Source organism: Sphingobium salicis subsp. salicis (assembly GCF_049472635.1).
Classification (GTDB): Bacteria; Pseudomonadota; Alphaproteobacteria; order Sphingomonadales; family Sphingomonadaceae; genus Sphingobium; species Sphingobium yanoikuyae_A.
On the sequence record NZ_JAYRCS010000001.1, the window covers coordinates 3444836 to 3468073 of the forward strand.

15 protein-coding genes are annotated in these 23238 nt (G+C 66.7%); 12 read left to right on the forward strand and 3 right to left on the reverse strand.

Going from position 1 to position 23238, the window contains the following annotated elements:
• Nucleotides 1–5 precede the first annotated feature (5 nt).
• From VHN57_RS16555 to VHN57_RS16590, 8 genes are all read left to right on the forward strand, one after another.
• Nucleotides 6–1370, forward strand: coding sequence for an amidohydrolase family protein (locus VHN57_RS16555; protein ID WP_278985471.1), 1365 nt, complete (start codon nt 6–8; stop codon nt 1368–1370).
• Nucleotides 1367–2491, forward strand: a complete 1125-nt coding sequence (locus VHN57_RS16560) for a dipeptidase (RefSeq protein WP_278985472.1) — start codon at nt 1367–1369, stop codon at nt 2489–2491. Before VHN57_RS16555 ends, VHN57_RS16560 begins: the two co-directional genes overlap by 4 nt.
• 4 nt (nt 2492–2495) lie before the next feature.
• Nucleotides 2496–3368, forward strand: coding sequence for an ROK family protein (locus tag VHN57_RS16565; protein WP_278985473.1), 873 nt, complete (start codon nt 2496–2498; stop codon nt 3366–3368).
• An 11-nt stretch (nt 3369–3379) separates the two neighbouring features.
• Nucleotides 3380–4852, forward strand: coding sequence for a MocR-like pyridoxine biosynthesis transcription factor PdxR (pdxR, locus tag VHN57_RS16570; RefSeq protein WP_097384542.1), 1473 nt, complete (start codon nt 3380–3382; stop codon nt 4850–4852).
• A 68-nt stretch (nt 4853–4920) separates the two neighbouring features.
• Entirely contained in the window at nt 4921–5553 is a 633-nt protein-coding gene (locus VHN57_RS16575) for an FMN-binding negative transcriptional regulator (protein WP_423284598.1), read from the forward strand.
• Entirely contained in the window at nt 5550–7235 is a 1686-nt protein-coding gene (locus VHN57_RS16580) for an amidohydrolase (RefSeq protein ID WP_423284600.1), read from the forward strand. The genes VHN57_RS16575 and VHN57_RS16580 overlap by 4 nt, the downstream gene beginning before the upstream one ends.
• A gap of 64 nt (nt 7236–7299) precedes the next feature.
• Complete coding sequence (locus VHN57_RS16585; protein WP_214866253.1) at nt 7300–9543, forward strand: TonB-dependent receptor; 2244 nt, start codon at nt 7300–7302, stop codon at nt 9541–9543.
• 83 nt (nt 9544–9626) lie between these two features.
• Nucleotides 9627–12830, forward strand: coding sequence for an amidohydrolase family protein (locus tag VHN57_RS16590; protein ID WP_278985476.1), 3204 nt, complete (start codon nt 9627–9629; stop codon nt 12828–12830).
• Between the two features lie 6 nt (nt 12831–12836).
• Here VHN57_RS16590 and VHN57_RS16595 read toward each other — a convergent pair whose 3' ends face one another.
• Nucleotides 12837–13733 (reverse strand): LysR substrate-binding domain-containing protein, encoded by an 897-nt coding sequence (locus VHN57_RS16595; protein WP_278985477.1) that lies wholly within the window; start codon nt 13731–13733, stop codon nt 12837–12839.
• A gap of 328 nt (nt 13734–14061) precedes the next feature.
• Here VHN57_RS16595 and VHN57_RS16600 point away from each other — a divergent pair, with 328 nt between their 5' ends.
• The 4 genes from VHN57_RS16600 to VHN57_RS16615 are packed head-to-tail and all read left to right on the forward strand — an operon-like array spanning nt 14062 to nt 20636.
• Nucleotides 14062–17256 (forward strand): efflux RND transporter permease subunit, encoded by a 3195-nt coding sequence (locus tag VHN57_RS16600; RefSeq protein ID WP_017500943.1) that lies wholly within the window; start codon nt 14062–14064, stop codon nt 17254–17256.
• Nucleotides 17249–18454, forward strand: coding sequence for an efflux RND transporter periplasmic adaptor subunit (locus VHN57_RS16605; RefSeq protein ID WP_125985327.1), 1206 nt, complete (start codon nt 17249–17251; stop codon nt 18452–18454). Before VHN57_RS16600 ends, VHN57_RS16605 begins: the two co-directional genes overlap by 8 nt.
• A complete protein-coding gene (locus VHN57_RS16610; protein ID WP_278988009.1) occupies nt 18444–19850 on the forward strand; it encodes an efflux transporter outer membrane subunit in 1407 nt (468 codons plus the stop codon). The genes VHN57_RS16605 and VHN57_RS16610 overlap by 11 nt, the downstream gene beginning before the upstream one ends.
• Nucleotides 19851–19889: 39 nt before the next feature.
• Nucleotides 19890–20636, forward strand: a complete 747-nt coding sequence (locus VHN57_RS16615; protein ID WP_004208528.1) for an SDR family NAD(P)-dependent oxidoreductase — start codon at nt 19890–19892, stop codon at nt 20634–20636.
• Nucleotides 20637–20687: 51 nt separating this feature from the next.
• Here VHN57_RS16615 and VHN57_RS16620 read toward each other — a convergent pair whose 3' ends face one another.
• Both VHN57_RS16620 and VHN57_RS16625 read right to left on the reverse strand, forming a co-directional pair.
• Nucleotides 20688–21740, reverse strand: a complete 1053-nt coding sequence (locus tag VHN57_RS16620; RefSeq protein ID WP_423284606.1) for a HoxN/HupN/NixA family nickel/cobalt transporter — start codon at nt 21738–21740, stop codon at nt 20688–20690.
• Nucleotides 21737–23236: a peptidase gene (locus VHN57_RS16625; RefSeq protein ID WP_278987526.1), complete on the reverse strand. Its 1500-nt coding sequence runs from the start codon at nt 23234–23236 to the stop codon at nt 21737–21739. The genes VHN57_RS16620 and VHN57_RS16625 overlap by 4 nt, the downstream gene beginning before the upstream one ends.
• Nucleotides 23237–23238 lie beyond the last annotated feature (2 nt).

Genomic DNA, 23238 nt, shown 5'->3' on the forward strand with positions numbered 1-23238 from the left:
AGATGATGAGAAGCGCCCGCCTTGCTGCCCTGATCGCCTGCGCCCTGCCCTTCGCCACCTTCGCCCAGCCGCCCAAAGCGACGGAGGAAGTGGTGCTCTATAGCAGCGCGACCGTCATCGACGGCACCGGCGCGGCACCGCGCGGCAATCAGGACATGCTGGTGCGCGGCGAGCGGATCGTCGCGCTGGCGCCGCATGGCAGCCTGCCCGCCGCCGATGTCGCGGGCGCCAAGAAGGTCGATCTGGCCGGCCGCTATGTCATCCCCGGCCTGATCGACAGCCATGTCCATATGGCAACCCCGCCCAACGCCGTGCAGGCCAAGGCGATGCTGCGCCGCAATCTCTATGGCGGGGTGACGGCGGTGCGCGACATGGCCGACGATCTGCGCTCGGTCGGCGAGCTGGCGCGCGAGGCGCGCATGGCGGAAATCCCTGCGCCCGACATTTATTATGCCGCGATCATGGCCGGCCGCCCCTTCTTCGCCGATCCGCGCGTCGCCGCCGCCAGCCAGGGGGTGACGCCGGGCACCGCACCCTGGATGCAGGCGATCGACGACAGGACCGACCTCAAGGAAGCCATCACCCTGGCGCGTGGCACATCGGCCAGCGCGATCAAGGTCTATGCCGACCTCACTCCGCGGCAGGTCAAAGCCGTGACCGCCGCCGCCCATCGCCAGCATATGCTGGTCTGGGCGCATAGTTCGGTCTTCCCTACCCGCCCGGCCGACGTGATCGCCGCCGGGCCGGACGCGATCAGCCATGTCTGCTATCTCGCCTATCAGCGCGAGCCGGTGATGCTGGCGGCGTATGAAGACCGGACGCCGGTGCATGAAAATCTGCTGGCACCGGGCGACGATGACCCGGTGATAGCCGACCTGTTCCGCGCGATGCTGAAACAGGGAACGATCCTCGACGCGACCGGCGCGCTGTTCGTGAAATATGAGGCCAAGCGCAAGGCCGATCCCAAGGCGAAGCCGCTGCGCTGCACTGGCGACCTCACAACCCGCCTCACCCGTCAGGCGTGGAAGATGGGCGTTCCCATCTCCACCGGCACCGATTTCGTCGGTGAGGTCGAGGATCAGTGGCCCGCGGTTCATGAGGAACTGCTGTTCCTTGCCCGCAATGTCGGCATGCCCCCGGTCGAGGTGATCCGGTCCGCCACGCTGGTCGGCGCGCAGGCGGCGGGTCAGGGCAAGGAAATGGGCTCGATCGAACCGGGCAAGCTTGCCAATTTCGTGGTGCTGAAAGGCGATCCGGTCGCCGACATCGCCAATATCCAGACGATCGAGACGGTGGTGAAGCGCGGCAAGGCCTATGCCCGCACCGCCTATGTGCCGGTGACGAAGGAAGAAATGGGGGACGACAAATGAAGCTGGACCGGCGCAATTTCATGGGCGTGTCGGCCGCGATGCTGGCGGTAAGCAGCGCGCGGGCAGCGGGCGTTGACGCCGATCCAATCAAGGACATGATCGTCATCAATGCGCTGGGTGGCCTCGGCGATCCCAACCAGCCGGCCGATTCCCTTGTTCCGCAGTTCAGCCCACGCGTGCTGGCCGAAGCCCATGCCTCGGGCCTCACCGCCGTCAACATCACCATCGGCTATGTCTCCGGGTCGGACGACCCGTTCGTACAGAGCGTGCGCGAAGTCGCCGAGACCGATGCGCAGGTGCGCGCCAACAGCCGCGACCTGATGAAGATCCTGACCGCCGCCGACATAAGCCGCGCCAAGGCGGAGGGCAAGACCGGGCTGATCTACGGCTTCCAGAATGGCGCGATGATGGGCCAGGATGCCAGCCGGGTCGACATCTTCGCCAATCTGGGCGTGCGCATCTTCCAGCTGACCTATAATCCCGCCAATCAACTGGGCGACGGATCGATGGCACCGGGCAATCGCGGCCTGACCCCGTTCGGGCGCGAGGTGGTGGCGCGCTGCAATGCCCAGAGGGTGATGGTCGACCTGTCGCATAGCGGCGAGCAGACCTGCCTGGAGGCGGCGCGTATCTCGAAACAGCCGATCTCGATCAACCATACCGGTTGCCGCGCGGTCACCAACCTGCCGCGCAACAAGACCGATGCGGAACTCAAGCTGGTCGCAGATCGCGGCGGCTTCATCGGCATCTATTTCATGCCCTTCCTCGACATGTCCGGCCATGCCCGCGCCGAACATGTCGTCGCCCATATCGACCATGCGGTGAAGCTGTGCGGCGAGGATCATGTCGGCATCGGCACCGACGGCACGGCGACCCAGATCGACGACCTCAAGGCCTATGAGGCGGTGCTGGCCAAGGAAATCGCCGCGCGCCAGGCGGCTGGCATCAGCGCCAAGGGCGAACGGCCCGACACCTATCCCTTCGTCGTCGACCTGCGCGGCCCGGATCAGTTCCGCAAGCTGGCGACGTTACTGCGCGCCAAGGGCTATTCGACGGCCCGCATCGAGAAGATATTGGGCGGCAATTTCCTTGCCTATGCCGAGATGATCTGGGGAGCATGAACCAATGCTGGCAGGCGTAGAACTGGGCGGCACCAAGTGCATCTGCATCCTGGGCACCGGGCCGGACGATATCCAGGCGCAGGTGGAAATTCCGACCACCACGCCTGCCGAGACCCTGTCAGCGGTGGCCGCGACATTGGCCGGATGGGATTTCGCCGCGCTGGGCCTCGGCAGCTTCGGACCGCTTGATCTTGATCCGGCGTCGGCCAGCTTCGGCTCGATCGTCAGCACGCCCAAGCCGGGCTGGAGCGGGACGGACATCACCCACCTCGCGGCCGGACGCCCCTTCATGGTCGATACCGATGTCAATGGCGCGGCGCTGGCCGAGGGGCGCTGGGGCGCGGCGCAGGGGTTAACCAGTTGGGCCTATGTCACGGTCGGCACCGGCATCGGCGTGGGCAGCATCGTGTCCGGCATGCCCGTGCGCGGACTGGGCCATAGCGAGGCCGGGCATATGCGCGTGCCGCGCGCCGCCGGAGACGATTTTGCAGGCAATTGCCCCTTCCACGGCGATTGCCTGGAGGGACTGGCCAATGGTCCCGCGATCGAGGCGCGGACCGGCCAGCGCGGACGCGACGTGTCCGCTGATGATCCGCAATGGTCGTTCGTCGCCCATGCCCTGGCGGCGATGTGCCATAATCTGGCGCTGACCAGCCTGCCCCAGCGTATCCTGATCGGCGGTGGCGTCGCCATGGGCCAGCCCCAGTTGATGCCGATGATCCGCGATGGACTGACCGCCAGCCTGGCGGCCTATGGCGCGGCTGCGACGATTGCATCGATGGACGACTATGTCGCCCACCCGGCACTGGGCGACCGCGCCGGGCCGCTCGGGACGATCGCCCTTGCCGACATGGCCCTGGCGGCATCGCAGCGCTGATCGCCACACGGATGCTGCGCCCCTGGACCCTGCCGCTCAAGGAACGGGTGCGGATCGCGCCGGACAGCCCGCGCTACATGCAGATCGCCCATGGGCTGATCCACGAGATCGAGCGCGGCCGGCTGTTGCCCGGCGAGTTCCTGCCAAGCAGCCGGGAACTGGCGGTCGCGCTGGAGGTCAACCGCAAGACCATCGTCACCGCCTATGAGGAACTGATTGCGCAGGGCTGGCTGGTGAGCGCGGGCACGCGTGGCACGATCGTGTCGACCTCCCTGCCCAGCAGCGAGGATACCCCTGCCCCGCCGATCGCCCCCGACACCCGCCAGCCGGACGAAACCGAATATCCCTTCCTGGCCGCACCCGACCGGCTGATCGCCATCCCGGCGGGCAAATGGCGCAAGCTGGACGAGGGCGTCGCCGACGGACGCCTGTTTCCCGCCGACCTCCTCGCCCGCGCCTATCGCAAGGCGGCGGAAGGGGCCTCGCGGGCCAATGCGCTCCACTATCGCGATCCGCGCGGGTCGCCACGGCTGCGGCAGGAGATCGCCAGCATGTTGCGGCGCCAGCGCGGGCTGATGGTCGGCGCGGAAAATATCTGCATCACCCGCGGCAGCCAGATGGGCGTGTTCCTGACCGCGCGCATCCTGATCCGGCCGGGCGACGCGGTGCTGGTCGAACGGCTGACCTATGAGCCGGCGGTCGCTGCCTTCCGCGCCTGCGGCGCCAAGATCGTCACGGTCGGCCTGGACGAGGATGGGGTCGATGTCGCCGATGTCGAGCGCGCCTGCCGCAAGCATCGCGTCCGCGCCATCTTCGTGACGCCGCATCACCAGTTTCCGACCACCGTGTCGATGCGGCCCGAACGGCGGCTGCGCCTGCTGGAACTGGCACGGCAATTCGCCTTCGCGATCATCGAGGATGATTATGACCATGAGTTCCACTTCGGCGCGCAGCCGCTGCTGCCGATGGCGAGCTACGCCCCGGCGCGGGTGATCTATGCCGGGTCGATGTCCAAGCTGCTCGTGCCGGCGCTGCGCATCGGCTATATCGCCGCCGCGCCCAAGGTGGTCGACGCGCTGGCCTATCAGATCTCGCTGATCGACGGCATGGGCAATACCGTGACGGAGGAGGCCGCTGCCGAACTGCTGGAGAGCGGCGAGGTGCGGCGCCATGTGCGCAAGACCGCGCAGATCTACGCCCGGCGGCGCGACGCCTTCGCGCGCAATCTTGACAGCGAAATGGACAGGTTGATCGACTATCGCCTGCCCGATGGCGGCCTCGCCTTCTGGTTGCAGTTCAAGGACATGGCGGCGCTCGACCGGCTGGAAGCGCGGGCGCCCGAGATCGGCCTCAGCTTCGCCTCCTCGCACAGCTATGCGGCCGAGGAAGGGACCGAGCGGGGGCTGCGCATCGGCTTTGCCAGCCTGACCGAGGAGGAGGCGAAAGAGGTGTTGCAGGCGTTGCGCCGCTGCGCCGAACCCTGATCCTTACTTGGACCTCTTCACTTTCCTGAATTGGATGTTTCGGGCGGGTCCAATGCCGGCGCAGTGTCATGCATATGAAATATGCGCCCCGCTCCCCGGACGACATCGTCACCCTGATCGGCGACCATCCGCTCTGCTGGATCGTCTCCCATAGCGAAGCCGGCTTCGGCGCGACGCCGCTGCCGCTGCTGGCCGAATGCGACGCGGACGGCGCGCTGGTGTCGCTGCTGGGCCATTTTGCCCTGTCCAACCCGCAGGTCGCGCAACTGCGCACGGCTCCCCGCGCCACCGTGCTGGTGAACGGGCCGCAGGCCTATATCTCCCCCGAAATGCAGTCGAACCCGACATGGGTGCCGACCTGGAACTATGCGATGGCGGTGCTGACCGTCGATGTCGAGCTGTTGCCGGAAGCCACCCGCGAATCGATCGAGACGCTGACCGACCGGATGGAAGCGGGCCGCGCCGTCCCCTGGCATATCGACGATGCCGGCGCGCGGCTGGAACCGATGATGAAGCATATCATCGGCTTTCGCGCCCATGTCCGCGCGATCGACGGCCGGTTCAAGCTGGGCCGCGACGAAAGCCGCCAGGGCATCAACGAGATTGTTGGCAGCCTGGCCCCCGGCGGGCTGCGCGACTGGATGCAGATCTACAATGAGGACCGGCTGGACGAGACCAGCCACGAGGGAGCAGAGCAATGATGTTCAGCCGACGCGAAATGCTGGCCGGGGGTGCGACCGGCCTGGCCGGACTGGCATTGAGCAGCAGCCTTTGGGCGAAGGGACAGGTGCTCGACACCGCCTATGTCAACGCGACGGTCTGGACCGGCGAAGGCATGCCGACGGCGCGATCTGCGATCGGCATCGCCAGCGGACGCATCGCCGCGATCGGCGCGGCGGCGGTCAAGGCGCAGTCGGGCAAGACCACCCGCATCATCGATCTGGGCGGCGCCTTCATCATGCCCGGCTTCACCGACGCGCACACCCATTTCCTCACCGGATCCTATCTGCTGAGCCAGCCCAATCTGCGCGAGGCGAAGAGCCCGCAGGAATTTGCCCGCATCGTCGGCGAGGCGGCCAAGAGCCTGAAGCCCGGCCAATGGTTGCAGGGCGGCAGCTGGGACGCGGAACTATGGGGCGGCGAACTGCCCGATCGCAGCTGGATGGACCCGGTGACGCCCAATACCCCGGTCGCGGTACAGCGGCTGGACCTGCACATGCTGGCGCTCAATTCGCTGGCGCTGAAACTGGCCGGGATCGACCGCAACACGCCCGACGTGGCCGACGGCATGATCGTGCGCGACAAGGATGGCAACCCGACCGGAATCCTGAAGGATGCGGCGATGGATCTGGTCAAGCGCGCCATCCCCGCGCCGACCGACGCCGACAAGGAGGATGCCGCGCGCCAGGGCATCGCCCATGGCCTGTCCAAGGGCGTGGTGCAGGTCCACACCACCGAACTGGACTGGATCACCCATGACACGCTGCGCCGCCTGCGTGCCAAGGGCGAGACCGACATGCGCTTCTATTCCTTCGTGCCCCTGCAGGACTGGGCGAAGCTCAAGGCGCTGATCGAGGCCGAAGGGCGAGGCGACGACTGGGTGCGCTGGGGTGGCCTCAAGCTGCAATATGACGGCTCGCTGGGGTCGCGCACGGCGATGTTCTATCGCCCCTATGACGACGCGCCCGACAATGAAGGCTTCCCGATCCACAAGCGCGCGGATGTTCAGCAATGGACCAATGATGCCGATGCGGCGGGCCTGCAGATCACCATCCACGGCATCGGCGACAGGGCGAATGACGAGGCGCTGGACATCTTTGCCGCCGCTGCCGCGAAGAATGGCAAGCGCGACCGCCGTTTCCGCATCGAACATGCCCAGCATCTCGCGCCGGCCGCGATCCCTCGCTTCGCGCAGCAGCAAGTCATCGCGTCGGTCCAGCCCTATCATGCGATCGACGACGGACGCTGGGCGATCCAGCGCGTCGGCGCCGAACGGCTGAAGGGCACCTATGCGTTCAGGTCGCTGCTCGATGCCGGGGCGAAGGTCGCCTTCGGATCGGACTGGCCAGTGGCGCCGCTCGATCCGTTGACCGGGGTCGCCGCCGCCGTGCTGCGCCAGACGATCGACGGCGCAAACCCTGGCGGCTGGCTGCCCGAGCAGAAGATCAGCATGCTCCAGGCGCTGCACGCCTATACCGCGACCAACGCCTTTGCCGGTTTCAGCGATGACCGGATGGGCCTGCTGAAGCCCGGCATGCTGGCCGATTTCGCGGTGCTGGACGCCGATCTGTTCGCGATCAATCCGGCCAGGATCGGCGCGACCAAGGTGTTGCGCACGATCGTCGGCGGTCGCCAGCGCTTTGGCGAAGGGAGCGACATCTAACAACAGAGCAAGGGAGAAAGCCGGCCGGAACAAGGCCGGTTCTCACATTATAAGGGGAATGACAATGAACAGACTGACGCATCTCAAGACTGTGAGTTTCACCGCTATGGCGGCCGCGACGATCTTGTCCGGCACCGCCCTTGCCCAGGCCCCGGCCGCCAGCGACAGCGAGACGATCATCGTCACCGCCGGCAAGCGCGACGAGGATATCCGCCAGGTCGCCCTGCCGATCAGCGCCGTCACCGGCGAGCAGCTCAAGAAGATGAACGCCAACAGCCTGTCGGACTATATCGTCCGCCTGCCCGGCGTCGTGTTCAACGATTACCAGCCCGGCATTTCCGAAGTCGTGATCCGCGGCGTCGCCGCCACCACCTATCATGAGCAGGGCCAGACCACGGTCGGCTATTATCTCAACGAAGTGCCGGTGGTGGAGCCGGGCTTCCCGATCGGCATTCCCGACGTCGACACGTTCGACCTGCAGCGCGTCGAAGTGCTGCGTGGGCCGCAGGGCACGCTGTTCGGCTCCTCGACGCTGGGCGGCCTCGTCAACTATGTCGCCAATGTCGCCGATCCTTCCAAGGTCGACGCCGCCGCATCGGGCCTGGTCGGCACGACCAAGAATGCCTCGGGCGAACTCAACTATGCCGCCAAGGCGATGATCAATATCCCGCTGGTCGCCGATCAGCTGGCGCTGCGCCTGGTCGCGCTGCAGCGGTCGGACGCCGGCTATCTCGACAATCCCGGCATCGGCGTGAATGGCTCCAACGATTATCGCACCCGCGGCCTGCGCGGATCGATCGTCGCCAATCTGGGCGAGACGACCAAGGTCACCTATCTGTCTAGCTGGCAGGACAGCAAGCTGGACGACCAGACCTATCTCGACCTGCCAAATCCCTATGTCCGCAACCTGCCGCGCGCCGAAACCCAGAAGACGAAATTCTGGATGAACAGCCTGCGGCTGGACCAGGAAGTCAGCGACATCGCCAATCTGACCGTGCTGGGGTCGATCACCAAGAAGACCAACACCACCATCTTCTCCTACCCCTATGCCTATGTGACCGGCGTCACCACCGGCGACGGCGCCGCCTATTCGCTGGGCGAGGCCGACGCGCTCATCAAGACGGTGGAGGCCCGCCTCGCCTCGGCCGGCGACGGTCCGTTCAAATGGCTGGTCGGCGTCAGCTATTTGCAGGCCAAGAAGAACAGCTATGACCAGATCTTCCAGGCCGGTGCCGCCGACTATATCGACGCCAATCCCGACCTGTTCGGTGGCTATTCCGGTGCGCAGCTGACGCCGGGCGACCGCCTCTATGGCTATTTCACCAAGAGCACGAACGAGGATTTCGGCATCTTCGGCGAACTGTCCTACAAGCCGGTGGAGCAGATCGAGATCACGCTGGGCGGTCGCTATTATGACACCACCGCCAAGGCCGACGTGTTGAACCAGGCCGGTGCGCTGGGCGGCTATGAAGGCGGCTATACGCCGACCGACAGCAGCGGCAGCGTCAACCAGAAGGAAGACGGCTTCCTGCCCAAAGCGACGATCGCCTGGCGCCCATCGAAGGATGTCATGGTCTATGCCACCTATTCGCAGGGTTATCGCGTCGGCGGCATCAACCCCAATGCCGGCCTGCTGCCCAGCATTCCGGAGGCCTATGAGAGCGACAAGGTCAAGAATTACGAAATCGGCGTGAAGGCACAGACGCCCGACGGCCGCTTCGCCATCGACCTGACCGGCTTCCACCTCGACTGGAACAATATCCAGGCGCGTCTGTTCGGCCCGGCGCCCTCCTATTATTCCTATGTCGTCAATGCTGGCGGCGCGCGCGTCAACGGCGTGGAATTCTCCGGCACGGTGAATGTCAACAAGATCGTCCACTTCACCACCAACGTCACCTGGCAGGATGCGGAACTGACCGAATTCCTGCCCTATCCGTTCGACGTTGCGGGGCTGGGCGGCTATGCCAAGGGCACGACGCTGCCGGGTTCGTCCAAATGGTCGATCGCCAATAATCTGACGCTCAGCTTCGCCGATGTGACCGGCGCGCCCAGCTTCGACATCGCCCATCGCTACCTGTCGTCGGCGCCGACCAGCTTCGACGATGTCTCGCGCCGTGGCGATTTCAACGTGTTCGACCTGCGCGCCTCGGTCAGCCTGGGCGAGAAGGTCCGGCTGATGGCCTTCGCCAACAATGTGTTCGACAAATATGGCGTGCTGAACGCCCCGTTCGCGAACGATGCGGCGACGCCGCAGGGCTCGATCATCCGGCCGCGCACCATCGGCCTGCGCGCCGACTGGAGCCTCTAACCGCCTTGAAGAACGGGGCCGCATCCGCAAGGCTGCGGCCCCGTTCCCTATCTGCCTTCCTAGCCCCTGACCGAAAGGCCGCAATGCGTTCTCTTGCCTCCCTGCTGCTGGGTGCGTCCCTGCTTTGTGCCCATCCCGCGCTGGCGCAGGACAGCAAGGGGCTGAGCCTGACGCCCACGCGGACGCTGCGCTATGACGCGCATGAGGCGACGTGGATGCAGCCGGACATGTCGCCCGATGGCCGGACGATCCTGTTCGACCTGCTGGGCGACATCTATGCGCTGGACGCAGGCGGCGGCACGGCGCAGCCACTGCTGACCGGCATGGCGTTCGAGCGCAATCCGGTCTTCTCGCCCGACGGCAAGCAGTTCGCCTTCCTCTCCGACCGGTCGGGCGTCACCAATCTCTGGATCGCCAATGCCGATGGCACCGGCCTCAAGCAGCTGTCGCAGGACCAGTCGCTCGCCATCTATTCCTCGCCGGCCTGGTCGCCCGATGGCCGCTCTGTCTATGTCTCGCGCACGGTCCATTCGATCCTGGCGTTCGAGCTGTTCATGTATGACCGTGACGGCGGCAGCGGCATCCAGATTACCAAGGCAGGATCGCCCGACAATTGGGACGCGAAGATGAACGCCATGGGCGCGGTCGCGACGCCCGACGGCCGCTATCTCTATTATGCGACCAAGCGCGGCCATACCTGGACCGAGAATGACCTGCCCAACTGGTCGATCGCCCGCCGCGATCTCAAGAACGGGCAGGACGAGACGATCATCCAGTCGGCCGGCGGGGCGATGCGCCCGGCGCTGTCGCATGACGGCAAGCTGCTCGCTTATGCCAGCCGGCAGGGCCAGAAGGACGGCCTCAGGCTCCGCAATCTGGAGACCGGCGAGGACAAATGGATCGCCTTCCCGATTGATCGGGACGGCCAGGATGGTGGCTATTATGCCGACCTGCTGCCGCGCTTCAGCTTCATGCCGGGCGACAAGGCGATGCTGATGAGCGTCGGCGGCGGGATCCGGCGGCTCGACATTGCGTCGGGCAAGATCAGCGACATCCCCTTCACCGCGCCGGTGCAACTGGGCCTGGGCCCGCTGACCCGTGTGCGGCAGACGGAAGAGACCGGGCCGGTGCGCGTCCGCGTGGTGCAGGCGCCGCGCCAGTCGCCCGATGGCGGCAGCGTTGCCTTCACCGCTCTGGGCGGGCTGTATGTCCAGAAGCTGACAGCGAACATGACACCCAAACGCATTGTCGCGGCCGATGCCTTCCAGCCGAGCTGGTCGCCCGACGGCAAGAGCATCGCCTATGTCAGCTGGACCGCCAAGGATGGCGGGCATGTCTGGACGATCCCGGCGACGGGCGGCACGCCGCGCCGGCTGACCCAGTTCCCGGCCTTTTATAGCCAGCCCGTCTTTACCCCCGATGGCAAGGGCGTGGTGGCGTTGCGCGCGAACCAGTATGACCGGCTGCGCACCGCGTCGGAGATCGATCCTGCGCGCCCGACCGACATCATCCACATGCCCGTCGGCGGCGGCGCAGCGCGGCTTATCACCCATGCCATGGGCGCGCGCCAGCCGCAGTTCGGCAGCGAAAGTGACACCCTCTATTTCTATGGCGCCGGCGGCTTGTCGTCGGTGCCGCTGGCGGGGGGCGATCCGCAGCCGCTGCTGCGCGTGCTGGCCCATGGGCTGGGCCAATATTTCCCCGGCCCGGCGCCGGTCGAGGACGTGCGGATCAGCCCGGACGGCAGCCGCGCGCTCATCAAGTCGTTCAGCCAGGCCTATCTGGTGGATATCCCGCCGGCCAATGGCGGTGAGCCGGCGACCGTCAATCTCGACACGCCGGCGGTGGCGCGGCGCAAGCTGACACGGGTCGGCGCCGACTTCATCGACTGGGCCGACAAGGGCGCGACCGTCACCTGGTCGGTCGGATCGACCTTCCGCCGCTTGCCGATCGATCAGGCATTGAACGCGGCACCGGGCGCGGCCGAGACGGCGGCGCAGAGCTTCGCCCTGCCGGTCGAGCTGCCGCGCGATGTGCCCCACGGCAGCGTCGTGCTGCGCGGCGCGACCGTCATGCCGATGACCGGCGGACAGGATGTGATCCGCAATGCCGATATCGTCATCACCGACAATCGCATCGTCGCGGTCGGCGCCAGCGGATCGGTCGCCGTGCCGCAGGGCGCGACGATCCGCGATGTCGGCGGCAAATATATCGTCCCCGGCTTCGTCGACACCCATGCCCACTGGTTCGAGATACGACGCGGCATCCAGGAGCGCGGCCATTGGGACTTTGCCGCAAACCTCGCCTTCGGCGTCACGTCGGCGCTCGACCCGCAGCCCTTCACCACCGACATCTTCGCCTATCAGGACATGATCGATGCCGGGATGATGCGGGGGCCGCGCGCCTGGTCGACAGGGCCGGGCGTGTTCGTGAACGCGGAAATCCACAGCAAGCAGGATGCGGTCGACGTCCTCTCCCGCTATCGCGACCATTATCGCACCCGGAACATCAAGAGCTACATGATCGGCGACCGGGCCCAGCGCCAATATATGGTCGAGGCAGCGGCCGAGCTAGGCATGATGCCCACGACCGAGGGTGCGAGCGACATGGTGCTGAATCTGACCCACGCGATCGATGGCTTTTCCGGCAATGAGCACAGCATCCCGGTGTCGCCGCTGCGCGAGGATATCGTCCGCCTGTTCGCGCAGAGCCGCACCAGTTACACGCCGACCATCCTGGTCGCCTATGGCACCACCCCGGCGCTGTTCGACTTCATCATCAACAAGCGGCCGCAGGACGATGCGAAATGGGCCCATTTCGTGCCGGCCGGCATCGTCAGCGACAAGCTGCGCAACCGCCACTGGATGCCGCCCGAAGCGCAGAGCTGGCAGCAGATCGCGGCGGACGCGGTGAAGGTCCAGCGCGCCGGCAGCCTCGTCGGCCTTGGCAGCCATGGCGAGATCCAGGGGCTTGGCTATCAGTGGGAATTGCAGGCCTTTGCCGCTGGCGGCGCGACGCCGATGGAAGCGCTGAAGGCCGCGACGATCGGGTCGGCCGAGGTAATCGGCCATAGCGACGATGTCGGCAGCCTGGCGCCGGGCAAGTTTGCCGACCTGCTGATCCTGGACGCCGATCCGCTGGCCGACATCGCCAATGCGCAGAAGATCGGCGCGGTGATGAAGAATGGCCGGATTTACGATCCCGCCACGCTGGATGAAATCTGGCCGACGCCCGCGAGGCTGGACGAACCCTGGTTCGCGCAGGATGGTGCCACCCCGACGCCCTGAGCCATGTCAGCGCGCCGGGCTGTCTTCCAGCACGGTCGCGCGGAACGCCTCGGCCGGGGGCGACAAAGTGCGATGATGGATCATCCATAGCGAACTGGTGACGGGCGAGGTGAAGCGGCGGTTGACGACATTGTCGACATGCAGCCGCGCCATTGACCGCGCGATCACGGTCGGGCCGAAGCCGGCGGAAACGAGCCCCAGCAAGGTCGCCAGGCTGCGCGCCTCATGCGCGATCCGCGGCACGAACCCCGCCGCCTCGCACTGGGCGAAGAAATGCTCGGTAAAGCCCGCGCCGTTGGGCGCGCCATAGAGGACCAGCGGCTCGCCAGCGAGATCGGTGATGCTGGGATCTTCCGTGCGCAGCGCCAGCGGATGATCGTCGCGCAGCGCCAGCAGCATGTCCTCCGTCAACAGGCAGTGCGACACCATGTCCTCCGGCAGGACCGGCGGCAGGAAGTCGCGCACCAGGCCGATATCGAGCTGGCGGTTGCGCACATTCTCGATCTGCTCGTCGCGCCCCTGTTCGCGCAGGATCAGTTCGACATGGGGATAGGTCTGGCGAAAGCGATAGAGGGCGCTGGCGATCTGCGGCACGAACGGACCGGACGCGGTGAAGCCCAGGCCCAGATGGCCGATCTCGCCACGCTGCGCCCGGCGCGCGGTCTGGCTGGCACGATCCGCCTGCACCAATGTCGCCCGCGCCTCCGGCTCGAACAGCCGCCCCGCTTCGGTCAGGCGGACGCGGCGGCTGGTGCGGTCAAACAGGCGCACGCCCAGTTCCTCTTCCAGCGCCCTGATCTGCTGGCTGAGCGGCGGTTGCGATATGCCCAGGCGCAGCGCAGCCCGGCCGAAATGCATTTCCTCGGCAACAGTCAGGAAATAGCGGAGATGGCGGAGATCCATTGATCCATTCGTTAGAAATATCGATTATGCCATATTATATATTAGACGCAGAATGTCCAAGGGCGCATGGCCCATCGCGGATGTGGCGGTGGTCCTCATCGTCCCATGGCATTGTGCGCGGATTCGCCCCCGATCCCGCTGCGCGTGCCATATTGCGGCCGACCAGCGGATTGCCGTCACATTCATGAATGCCGTTCATAGGCTCATGCCGCCCGCCGCTCTGGCAACCCGGCTGCAGAACCCGTAAAATAAGGGCATTCCTTCTGGAGAGGCGCCAAATTTTCGCACCCCGGCATCGTTCCGCCGGGAGATGCGCCGGGAGTCGTGAATGATCGGTATCGTCAAGGTTGCCCTGCATCGCCCGCTGACCTTCATTGTCATGGCGATCCTGATCGCGATCGTGGGCATCCTGTCCGCCGCGCGCACACCGGTCGACATGTTCCCCAATATCCGCATCCCGGTGATCGCGGTCGCCTTCCAATATGCCGGCCTGTCGCCCGAGGACATGTCGGGCCGCATCGTCGGCCCCTATGAGCGCGTGCTGACCACCACGGTCAACGACATCGAACATATTGAAAGCCAGTCGCTGCAGGGCATTGGCGTCATCAAGATCTATTTCCAGCCCGGCGCCGACATCCGCACCGCCACTGCGCAGGTGACGTCGATCTCGCAAACCGTGCTGCGCCAGATGCCGCCGGGCGTCACCCCGCCGCTGATCCTGAACTACAGCGCATCGACGGTGCCGATCCTGCAGCTCGCTTTGTCGGGCAAGGGCCTGTCGGAACAGCAATTGTTCGACCTTGGCCAGAACCAGATCCGGCCGCAGCTGGTGACCATCCCCGGCCTCGCCATGCCCTTCCCCTCGGGCGGCAAGCAGCGCCAGGTGCAGATCGACCTCAATCCGCTGGCGCTCCAGTCCAAGGGGCTGTCGGCGCAGGATGTCGGCAACGCCATCGCCGCACAGAACCAGATCAACCCGGCCGGCTTCGTCAAGATCGGCGCAACCCAATATAGCGTCCGCCTGAACAATGCGCCGGAATCGATCGCCGCACTCAACGACCTGCCGGTCAAGGTGGTGAACGGCGCGACCATCTACATGCGCGACGTCGCCTATGTCCGCGACGGCGCCGGTCCGCAGCAGAATATCGTCCATGTGGAAGGCAGCCGTTCCGCCCTGCTGACCGTGCTCAAAAATGGCAGTACCTCCACCCTCGCCATTGTCGACGGCGTGAAGCAGGCGCTGCCGAAGATTTCGGCCACACTGCCCGACACGCTCAAGATCCTGCCGATCGGCGACCAGTCACTGTTCGTGAAGGCCGCAGTCGAGGGCGTCATCCATGAAGGCGCGATCGCCGCCGCGCTCACCTCGCTGATGATCCTGCTGTTCCTGGGCAGCTGGCGCTCGACCGTCATCATCGCGCTGTCGATCCCGCTCGCCATTCTGGCGGCGATCGCGGCGCTGGCAATGTTCGGCCAGACCCTCAACGTCATGACGCTGGGCGGCCTCGCGCTGGCGGTCGGCATCCTGGTCGACGACGCGACCGTGACGATCGAGAATATCAACTGGCACCTGGAACAGGGCAAGGGCGTGATCGAGGCGATCCTGGACGGCGCGGCACAGATCGTGACGCCGGCCTTCGTCTCGCTGCTCTGCATCTGCATCGTGTTCGTGCCGATGTTCTTCCTGCCCGGCGTTGCCGGCTTCCTGTTCGTGCCGATGGCGCTGTCGGTGGTGTTCGCGATGATCGCGTCGTTCATCCTGTCGCGCACGCTGGTGCCGACCATGGCCATGTATCTGCTGAAACCGCACCATGTCGGTGACGAGGACGAGCATCTGGCCGGCACCGCGACGTCCAGGAACCCGCTCGTCCGTTTCCAGCGCGGCTTCGAATATCGGTTCGAGAAGGTTCGCACCTCCTATGTCGGGATGCTTCACCGCGCGCTGGGCGCCCGCAAGCCCTTCCTGATCGGCTTCATGGCGGTCGTCGTCCTGTCCTTCGGCCTGCTGCCGTTCCTGGGCAGCAATTTCTTCCCGTCGGTCGATTCCGGCCAGATCGCCATGCATATCCGCGTGCCGGTCGGCGCCCGGATCGAGGATACGGCCGCCCGCTTCGACCAGATCGGGCGCGAAGTGCGCAAGATCATCCCGGCCGACCAGCTGGGATCGATCACCGACAATATCGGCCTGCCGGTCAGCTCCATCAATACCGTCTACAACAATAGCGGCACCATCGGTCCGCAGGACGGCGACATGCTGATCGCGCTCAACAAGGGGCATCGTCCGACCGACGAGTTCGTCTCGCAGCTGCGCCGTGAACTGCCGCGCCGCTTCCCCGGCACGACCTTCGCCTTCCTGCCCGCCGACATCACCAGCCAGATCCTGAACTTCGGCGCGCCCGCGCCGATCGACATCCAGATCGCGGGCAAGGATGCGGAGGCGAACCGCGCCTATGCGCAGAAGCTGCTGGCGAAGATCACCACCATTCCGGGCCTGGCCGACGCCCGCATCCAGCAGCCCGGCCGGGCGCCGCAGCTGGACGTCGATGTCGATCGCTCCCGCGTCGGCCAATATGGCCTGACCGAACGGGACGTGACCACCAGCCTTGCCAGCTCGCTGGCCGGCACCTCGCAGACCGCGCCGGTCTTCTTCGTGAACCCGCAGAATGGCGTCCAATATCCGGTCGTGGCGCAGGCACCCGAATATCTGGTCGGGTCGATGAGCGACCTGTCCAACGTGCCGGTGTCGGGTGCCGGTGCCAGCGCGGTGCAGCCGCTGGGCGGCCTGGCCACCATCGTCCGCTCCAACACCGTGCCGGTCGTGTCGCACTATAATATCGCGCCGGTGCTCGACATCTTCGCGACCACGCAGGGCCGTGACCTGGGCGCAGTGGCGGGCGACATCGACCGGGCGATCAAGTCGCTGAAGGCGGAGGAACCAAAGGGCGCCACCATCACCATTCGCGGCCAATATGCGACGATGAACACCGCCTTCTCGGGCCTTGGCTTCGGCCTCGCCGGCGCGATCGTGCTCATCTACCTGCTGATCGTCGTCAACTTCCAGAGCTGGGTCGATCCGTTCGTCATCATCACCGCCCTGCCCGCGGCGCTGGCCGGCATCATCTGGATGCTGTTCATGACCGGCACCACCCTGTCGGTGCCGGCGCTGACCGGCGCGATCATGTGCATGGGCGTGGCGACGGCCAACTCGATCCTGGTCGTCAGCTTCGCCCGCGAACGGCTCGCCGAACTGGGCGACGCGACCAAGGCCGCGCTGGAGGCGGGCATGGTCCGCTTCCGCCCGGTGCTGATGACCGCGCTTGCCATGATCATCGGCATGGGTCCGATGGCGCTCGGCCTGGGCGAAGGCGGCGAACAAAATGCCCCGCTGGGCCGCGCCGTCGTCGGCGGCCTGATCTGCGCCACCATCGCCACCCTCTTCTTCGTCCCCACCGTCTTCGCCTTCGTCCATAGCCGCAAGGCTGCGAAGGCCAACAACATGGAAATGCAGCCGAGCCATGTCTGACCATAACAGCATCGAAAATCCCGAGCAGGCCGGCCCCGACAGCGGCACGCTGAAGAAGATCGGCATCGGCGCGGCGGTCGTCGCGCTCGCCGTGGTCGGCGTGGGCGTCGCCTCGCGCATCAGCGCCACCAACGAACTGCGCGAAACCGCCGCCGACGCATCGGTGCCGACCGTCGCGGTCGTGAAGCCGACGATGAATGGCGAGGGCAACGACCTGGTCCTGCCCGGCAATGTGCAGGCCTATAACAGCGCCGCCATCTATGCCCGCACCAATGGCTATGTCCGCCGCTGGCTGGCCGATATCGGCGACCGGGTGCGCGCGGGCCAGCCGCTCGCGATCCTCGACGCGCCCGACCTCGACCAGCAGGTCGCCGCCGCCCAGGCTGATTATCAGACCGCGCTGGCCAACCAGCGCCTCGCCGAAACCACCTCGAAGCGCTGGAGCGCGATGCTGGCGCAGGACGCCGTCTCGCGCCAGGAAGCCGACGAGAAGGCCGGCGATCTTGCCGCCCGCACCGCCGTTTCCAACGCGGCGCTCGCCAACGTCAAGCGGCTGAAGGCCCAGCAGGGCTTCACCCGCCTCGCCGCGCCGTTCGACGGCGTCGTCACCAGCCGTTCGGCCCAGATCGGCGCGCTGGTGGTGTCCGGCAATGCCGCCGCCCAGCCGCTCTTCACCGTGTCCGACATCCATCGCATGCGCATCTATGTCCGCGTGCCGCAGGGCTATTCCGCCTCGGTGCGTCCCGGCATGGGCGCGACGCTGACCCTGCCCGAATATCCCGGCCGCAGCTTCAACGCGACCCTGACCAGCAGTTCCGGCGCGGTCGATGCGCAGTCGGGCGCAGTGCTGGTCCAGTTGCAGGCGGAAAATCCCGATGGCGCGCTGAAGCCGGGTGCCTTCGCCCAGGTCAGCTTCAAGGTCGGCGCCGGCCAGGGCAATGGCATGACCCTGCCGGGCAGCGCGATCCTCTACAGCAACAACGGCCCGAGCGTCGCCGTGGTGGGTGCGGACAATCGCATCACCATGAAGCCGGTCGCCATCGCCCGTGACGAGGGCGCCACTGTGCAGATCGCCAGCGGTCTCAGCCCCAATGACCGGATCGTCGACACCCCGCCCGATGCGATCCGCACCGGCGACACGGTGAAGGTGCAAGCGTCGGCGCCCGCCGGCGGAAAGGGCGCGACGCATGCGCGCTGACCGCCGGATCGGCGGCGCGGGCGTGACATTGGCGGCGGTCTTGCTGGCCGGTTGCTCGATGGCGCCGGCCTATCAGCCGCCCCAGACCAGCGCCCCCGCCGAATATAAGGAAGTGGCGGGCTGGACCGCCGCCCAGCCGGCCGACGCCACGCCGCGCGGCAACTGGTGGGAGGCGTTCAACGATCCCGTCCTCAATGACCTGGAATCCCGCGCCGAGCAGGCCAGCCCCACGCTGGCCGCCGCGCTGGCCCGCTATGACCAGGCGCGTGCCGCCGCGCGGGTGGAAAATGCCGACCTGTTCCCGCAGATCAACGCCGGCGCCGATGCCGGCCGCCGCCGCGTGTCGGGCAACCGCTTCCAGGGCAATGGCAGCGCCGTCACCTATAATGACTATGTGGTGGGTGGCAGCCTCGACTATGAACTCGACCTGTGGGGCCGCATCCGCAACAGCGTGAAGGCGGCGCGCGCCGACGCCGACGCCAGCAACGCCGATCTCGCCTCCGCCCGGCTCAGCCTGCAGGCCGCGGTCGCCGACGCCTATGCGCGGCTGCGCGGGCTGGATGCGCAGGCGGAACTGCTCAATCAGACGGTGGCGGCGTTCGGCAAGGCCTATGACCTGACCGACCGGCGCCACAAGGGCGGCGTGTCGTCGGGCATCGACGTCAATCGCGCCAAGACGGTGCTGGACAATGCCAAGGCGGACATCTCCGCCATCGCCAATGAACGCGCCGCGACCGAGCATGAGATCGCCGCGCTGGTCGGCGCAATCGCGTCGGACTTCAGCATCGCCGCCCGCACCCAGCCGCTTGCCGCGCCGGACGTGCCGACCGGTGCGCCCTCGCAATTGCTGGAGCGTCGCCCCGACATCGCGGCGGCCGAACGGCGCATGTTCGCCGCCAATGCGCGGATCGGCGTCGCCAAGGCGGCCTTCTTCCCGACGCTGACGCTGGGCCTGACCGGCGGGTGGGAAACCACCCATGGCGACCTGTTCTCCACCCCCAACAGCTTCTGGGGCCTTGGTCCAGCATCGGCACTGCTGAACCTGTTCGACGGCGGCAAGCGCCGCGCGCAGGTGAAGATGTCGCGCGCCGAATATGAGGAACTGGCCGCCGGCTATCGCGACACGGTGCTGACCGCCTTCCGCCAGGTCGAGGATGCGGTCGCCGCCAACCATCACCTGTCCGACCAGATCGGCCATCAGCGCAGCGCCGCCGACGCCGCCCAGCGCACCAGCGATCTGGCGCTAACCCGCTATCGCGACGGCGCGTCGGACTATCTGGAGGTGGTGACGGCCCAGACCGATGCGCTCGACGCCCAGCGCGCGGTGCTGATCGCCCAGACCCAGCGGATGCGCGCCAGCGTCGCACTGGTAAAGGCGCTGGGCGGGGCGGCCTGACCTCGCTATTGGGCTGACGACAAAAGACAGGAGCGCCCCATGACCAAGACCGTCCTCATCACCGGCGCGACCGCCGGCATTGGCGAAGCCGCCGTCCGCGCCTTTGCCGCCGATGGCTGGCAGGTGATCGGCACCGGCCGCCGCGCCGATCGGCTGGAAAAGCTGGCCGCCGAAATCGGCGACGCCTTCTGCCCGCTGGTGTTCGACATGCGCGACGAGGCCGCAATCGATGCAGCGCTGGCCAGCCTGCCCGAAGCTTTCCGTGCGATCGACATGCTGGTCAACAATGCCGGCCTGGCGCTCGGCACCGCGCCAGCCCAGTCGGCCGACCTCGCCCAGTGGCAGCAGATGATCGAGACCAATATCACCGGCCTCGTCACCGTCACCCACAAGCTGTTGCCGGGCCTCGTCGCGCGCAAGGGCGGGATCATCAATCTGAGTTCGGTGGCGGCGACCTATCCCTACACCGGCGGCAATGTCTATGGCGGCACCAAGGCGTTCGTGCGCCAATTCTCGCTCGGCCTGCGGTCGGACCTGCACGGCACCGGGGTGCGCGTGACCTCGATCGAGCCGGGCATGGTGGAGACCGAATTCACGCTGGTCCGCACCGGCAGCCAGCAGGCGTCCGACACCCTCTATGGCAATGCCAATCCGATGACCGCGGACGACATCGCCGCCACCCTGCTCTGGGTCGCGAACCAGCCCGCGCATCTCAACATCAACACGCTGGAACTGATGCCGGTGAGCCAGTCCTTCGCCGGCTTCCAGGTCGCGCGCGAGGGGTAAAGACTGCCGTTCGGGCTGGGCGAAACCGAAGCTCAGCCCGAACGGTTCAGGCTAAGCGCGCGCCTCACCCACCGGCGCCAGTTCGATCGCGTCATAGCCCTTCCAGCGATAGAAGAGCGCGCTGGCGATCCAGCAGGCGATGAACAGGCCGATGATCGCAAAGCCCAGATCATTGAAATGCTCGCCCAGCGTGGCGGCAACATCCCAGATGCCGCCGGAGAGCCCCAGCTTGTCGCCGAGCAGCGCCAGCGTCTCGATCGTGCCGATGCCGATCGCCACCGCCGCCGACAGGGCGGTGATGACGATATTATAGTAGAGCTTGCGCAGCGGCTTCACGAACGCCCATTGATAGGCGCCCATCATCAGCATGCCGTCGACCGTATCGACCAGCGCCATGCCCGCCGCGAACAGCAGGGGCAGCACCAGCACCGGGCCGAGCGCAAAGCCGTCGCTCGCCTGCGCGGCGGACAGGCCCAATATCGCCACTTCGGTCGCTGTATCGAAGCCCAGGCCAAAGAGGAAGCCGAGCGGCGCCATCTGCCACGGACGGGAAATGAGGCGGAAGACCGGGCGGAACAGGCGCGACAACGGCCCGCGCCCGCCGGTCAGCATGTCGAGATCCGCCTCGACATAGCTGCCGCCCGCCTGCACCCGGCGGAAGGTCGCCCAGACCTGGCGCAGGATCACCAGATTCATGATCGCGATGGCAAACAGGAAGGTGGCGGAAATCAGCGTCGCCACCACGCCGCCGGCGGCGCGGAACCGCTCCAGCCCGGCGAGCGCACTGACCGCATAGGCGAGGCCCAGCGCGGCGATCAGCACGATCGCGCTATGCCCGATCGCGAACCACAGGCCAACGGTCAGCGGCCGCTGCCCATCCTGCATCAGCTTGCGCGTCACATTGTCGATCGCGGCGATATGATCGGCATCGACCGCATGGCGCAGGCCCAGGCCCCAGGCGAGCAGGGCCGTGCCCATCATCACCGGCCGGTCGCCGAACAGGGCGAAGGCCCAGCCCCAGACAGCCAGATTGGCGAGGACGAGCGCCGCGATCAGCGGCACGCTGCGTCGCCGAAGCGACGCCTGCAAAGGGGTGGCAGTCATGCGGTTTCTCCGATCAGGGGCCGTAGGGCGCGGGCGCGCCGACGGCGATTGCGGACGCGGCGCAGATCGCGCCGCAGCTTGGAAAGGCCCATCCATGTCCCCGTCCCGCAAACGAGCGTGACCATGGCGAGCAGCGGCAGGACGATCAGATCCCACCAGGGACGGGTGCGCAGCAGCGGGAAGTCGAGCCGGTGCAGCCCGTCCTGCAGCCAGCGGAAGGCCCGGCCATTGCGGTCGAAGGCGCGGATCAGGCGGCCCGATGCCGGATCGACATAAAGGCGTGTCGCCTGGTCATCGGCCAGGATGACGCGCCACACCGGCAGGGCGACGCTGGCCTTGTGACCATAATAATAGGCATCCTCCTGGCCCAGCAGGACGATCGAGCCGATCGGCGGTCCATCCTGGAGCGCCGCGCGCAGCCCCGCTTCGGACAAAGCGGCAAAACGGCCAGCAGCGTCGAACCGCCGCGCCTTGCCCGCCCGATCGATCGCCACCAGATGGATGGCACCGGCAACAGGCACCACCTCCAGCCGGACGATACCCGTCGGCAGGGCGGGCAGCGCCGCGATCGCCCGGCGCACGTCGCCCCAGGCGAAGTCGCCGTTCAGCCGCTGGCGCTGCGTCATCATCGCTTCGCTGTCGAGCAGCCCCCAGGGGTTCATCGACAGCAGCCCGCTCGCCACCCAGGTCAAGGTGAGGATGCCGAAGAACAGTCCGGCCATATGATGCCACCACCACAGGCCGCGATAAGGCGATCCGATGCTGCCGTCGCGGCGGCGGCGCAGCCGGGCGATGCCGACCCACAGGCCGGTGATCGTCAGGAAGCAGCCGATCAGCGAGGTCCAGATGACGACCTGGCTCCACAGCGCGCCATCCTGCCGCAGGATCGTGGGATAGAGCCAATGCGGCACCGCCCCGAGCCAGCCCCAGAAGCGCTGGAAGCGGGTGGTCAGTTGCACTACTTCCCCGCTCCTGCCCGAGACATAGGCCTGCGTGCCGGCGGCATCGGCATAATCGACGCGGTAGAGCGGCGCATTGCGGCGGAAGGTCTGGACCGTCCACTGGTCCATCTCCGTCTGGGCGACCTGCCCGACCGGGCCGGCAATGGCGCTGTTCTGGCCGAACTCGGTCGCGATCCTGTGGATATTTTGCGGATCGACCTGCTCGACCGGTTTCCCCGACGCCCAGTCATGGGTGCCAGCGGATACTCGCATCTGGGGAATGGTGCGCGTCGGATCGAGCGCGGGCGTCACCCGCAATACGGGCCACCCCGCCATCATCTCGATCCGCGCGACGGACAGCATCATGGCATCGGGCAATATCCCCGCCCTTTCAGCCGACAGGTTGAGGGGCGTAAGCCCCCCAAGCTGCGCGGCCGGTGTCAGGCGCGGATAGTCGACATAGAGCATCACGAAGCCGGACAGGCACCACAGCGTCATGACGGCGCCGATGAGGATGCCCAGCCAGCGATGCAGCAGCAGGACCGGCCGCATCATGG

Excerpts from the sequence above, each read along its gene's own strand:
- VHN57_RS16555 (WP_278985471.1), top strand. The coding sequence starts at position 6 with ATGAGAAGCGCCCGCCTTGCTGCCCTGATCGCCTGCGCCCTGCCCTTC.
- VHN57_RS16560 (WP_278985472.1), top strand. The coding sequence starts at position 1,367 with ATGAAGCTGGACCGGCGCAATTTCATGGGCGTGTCGGCCGCGATGCTG.
- VHN57_RS16565 (WP_278985473.1), top strand. The coding sequence starts at position 2,496 with ATGCTGGCAGGCGTAGAACTGGGCGGCACCAAGTGCATCTGCATCCTG.
- pdxR (WP_097384542.1), top strand. The coding sequence starts at position 3,380 with ATGCTGCGCCCCTGGACCCTGCCGCTCAAGGAACGGGTGCGGATCGCG.
- VHN57_RS16575 (WP_423284598.1), top strand. The coding sequence starts at position 4,921 with ATGCATATGAAATATGCGCCCCGCTCCCCGGACGACATCGTCACCCTG.
- VHN57_RS16580 (WP_423284600.1), top strand. The coding sequence starts at position 5,550 with ATGATGTTCAGCCGACGCGAAATGCTGGCCGGGGGTGCGACCGGCCTG.
- VHN57_RS16585 (WP_214866253.1), top strand. The coding sequence starts at position 7,300 with ATGAACAGACTGACGCATCTCAAGACTGTGAGTTTCACCGCTATGGCG.
- VHN57_RS16590 (WP_278985476.1), top strand. The coding sequence starts at position 9,627 with ATGCGTTCTCTTGCCTCCCTGCTGCTGGGTGCGTCCCTGCTTTGTGCC.
- VHN57_RS16595 (WP_278985477.1), bottom strand. The coding sequence starts at position 13,733 with ATGGATCTCCGCCATCTCCGCTATTTCCTGACTGTTGCCGAGGAAATG.
- VHN57_RS16600 (WP_017500943.1), top strand. The coding sequence starts at position 14,062 with ATGATCGGTATCGTCAAGGTTGCCCTGCATCGCCCGCTGACCTTCATT.
- VHN57_RS16605 (WP_125985327.1), top strand. The coding sequence starts at position 17,249 with ATGTCTGACCATAACAGCATCGAAAATCCCGAGCAGGCCGGCCCCGAC.
- VHN57_RS16610 (WP_278988009.1), top strand. The coding sequence starts at position 18,444 with ATGCGCGCTGACCGCCGGATCGGCGGCGCGGGCGTGACATTGGCGGCG.
- VHN57_RS16615 (WP_004208528.1), top strand. The coding sequence starts at position 19,890 with ATGACCAAGACCGTCCTCATCACCGGCGCGACCGCCGGCATTGGCGAA.
- VHN57_RS16620 (WP_423284606.1), bottom strand. The coding sequence starts at position 21,740 with ATGACTGCCACCCCTTTGCAGGCGTCGCTTCGGCGACGCAGCGTGCCG.
- VHN57_RS16625 (WP_278987526.1), bottom strand. The coding sequence starts at position 23,236 with ATGATGCGGCCGGTCCTGCTGCTGCATCGCTGGCTGGGCATCCTCATC.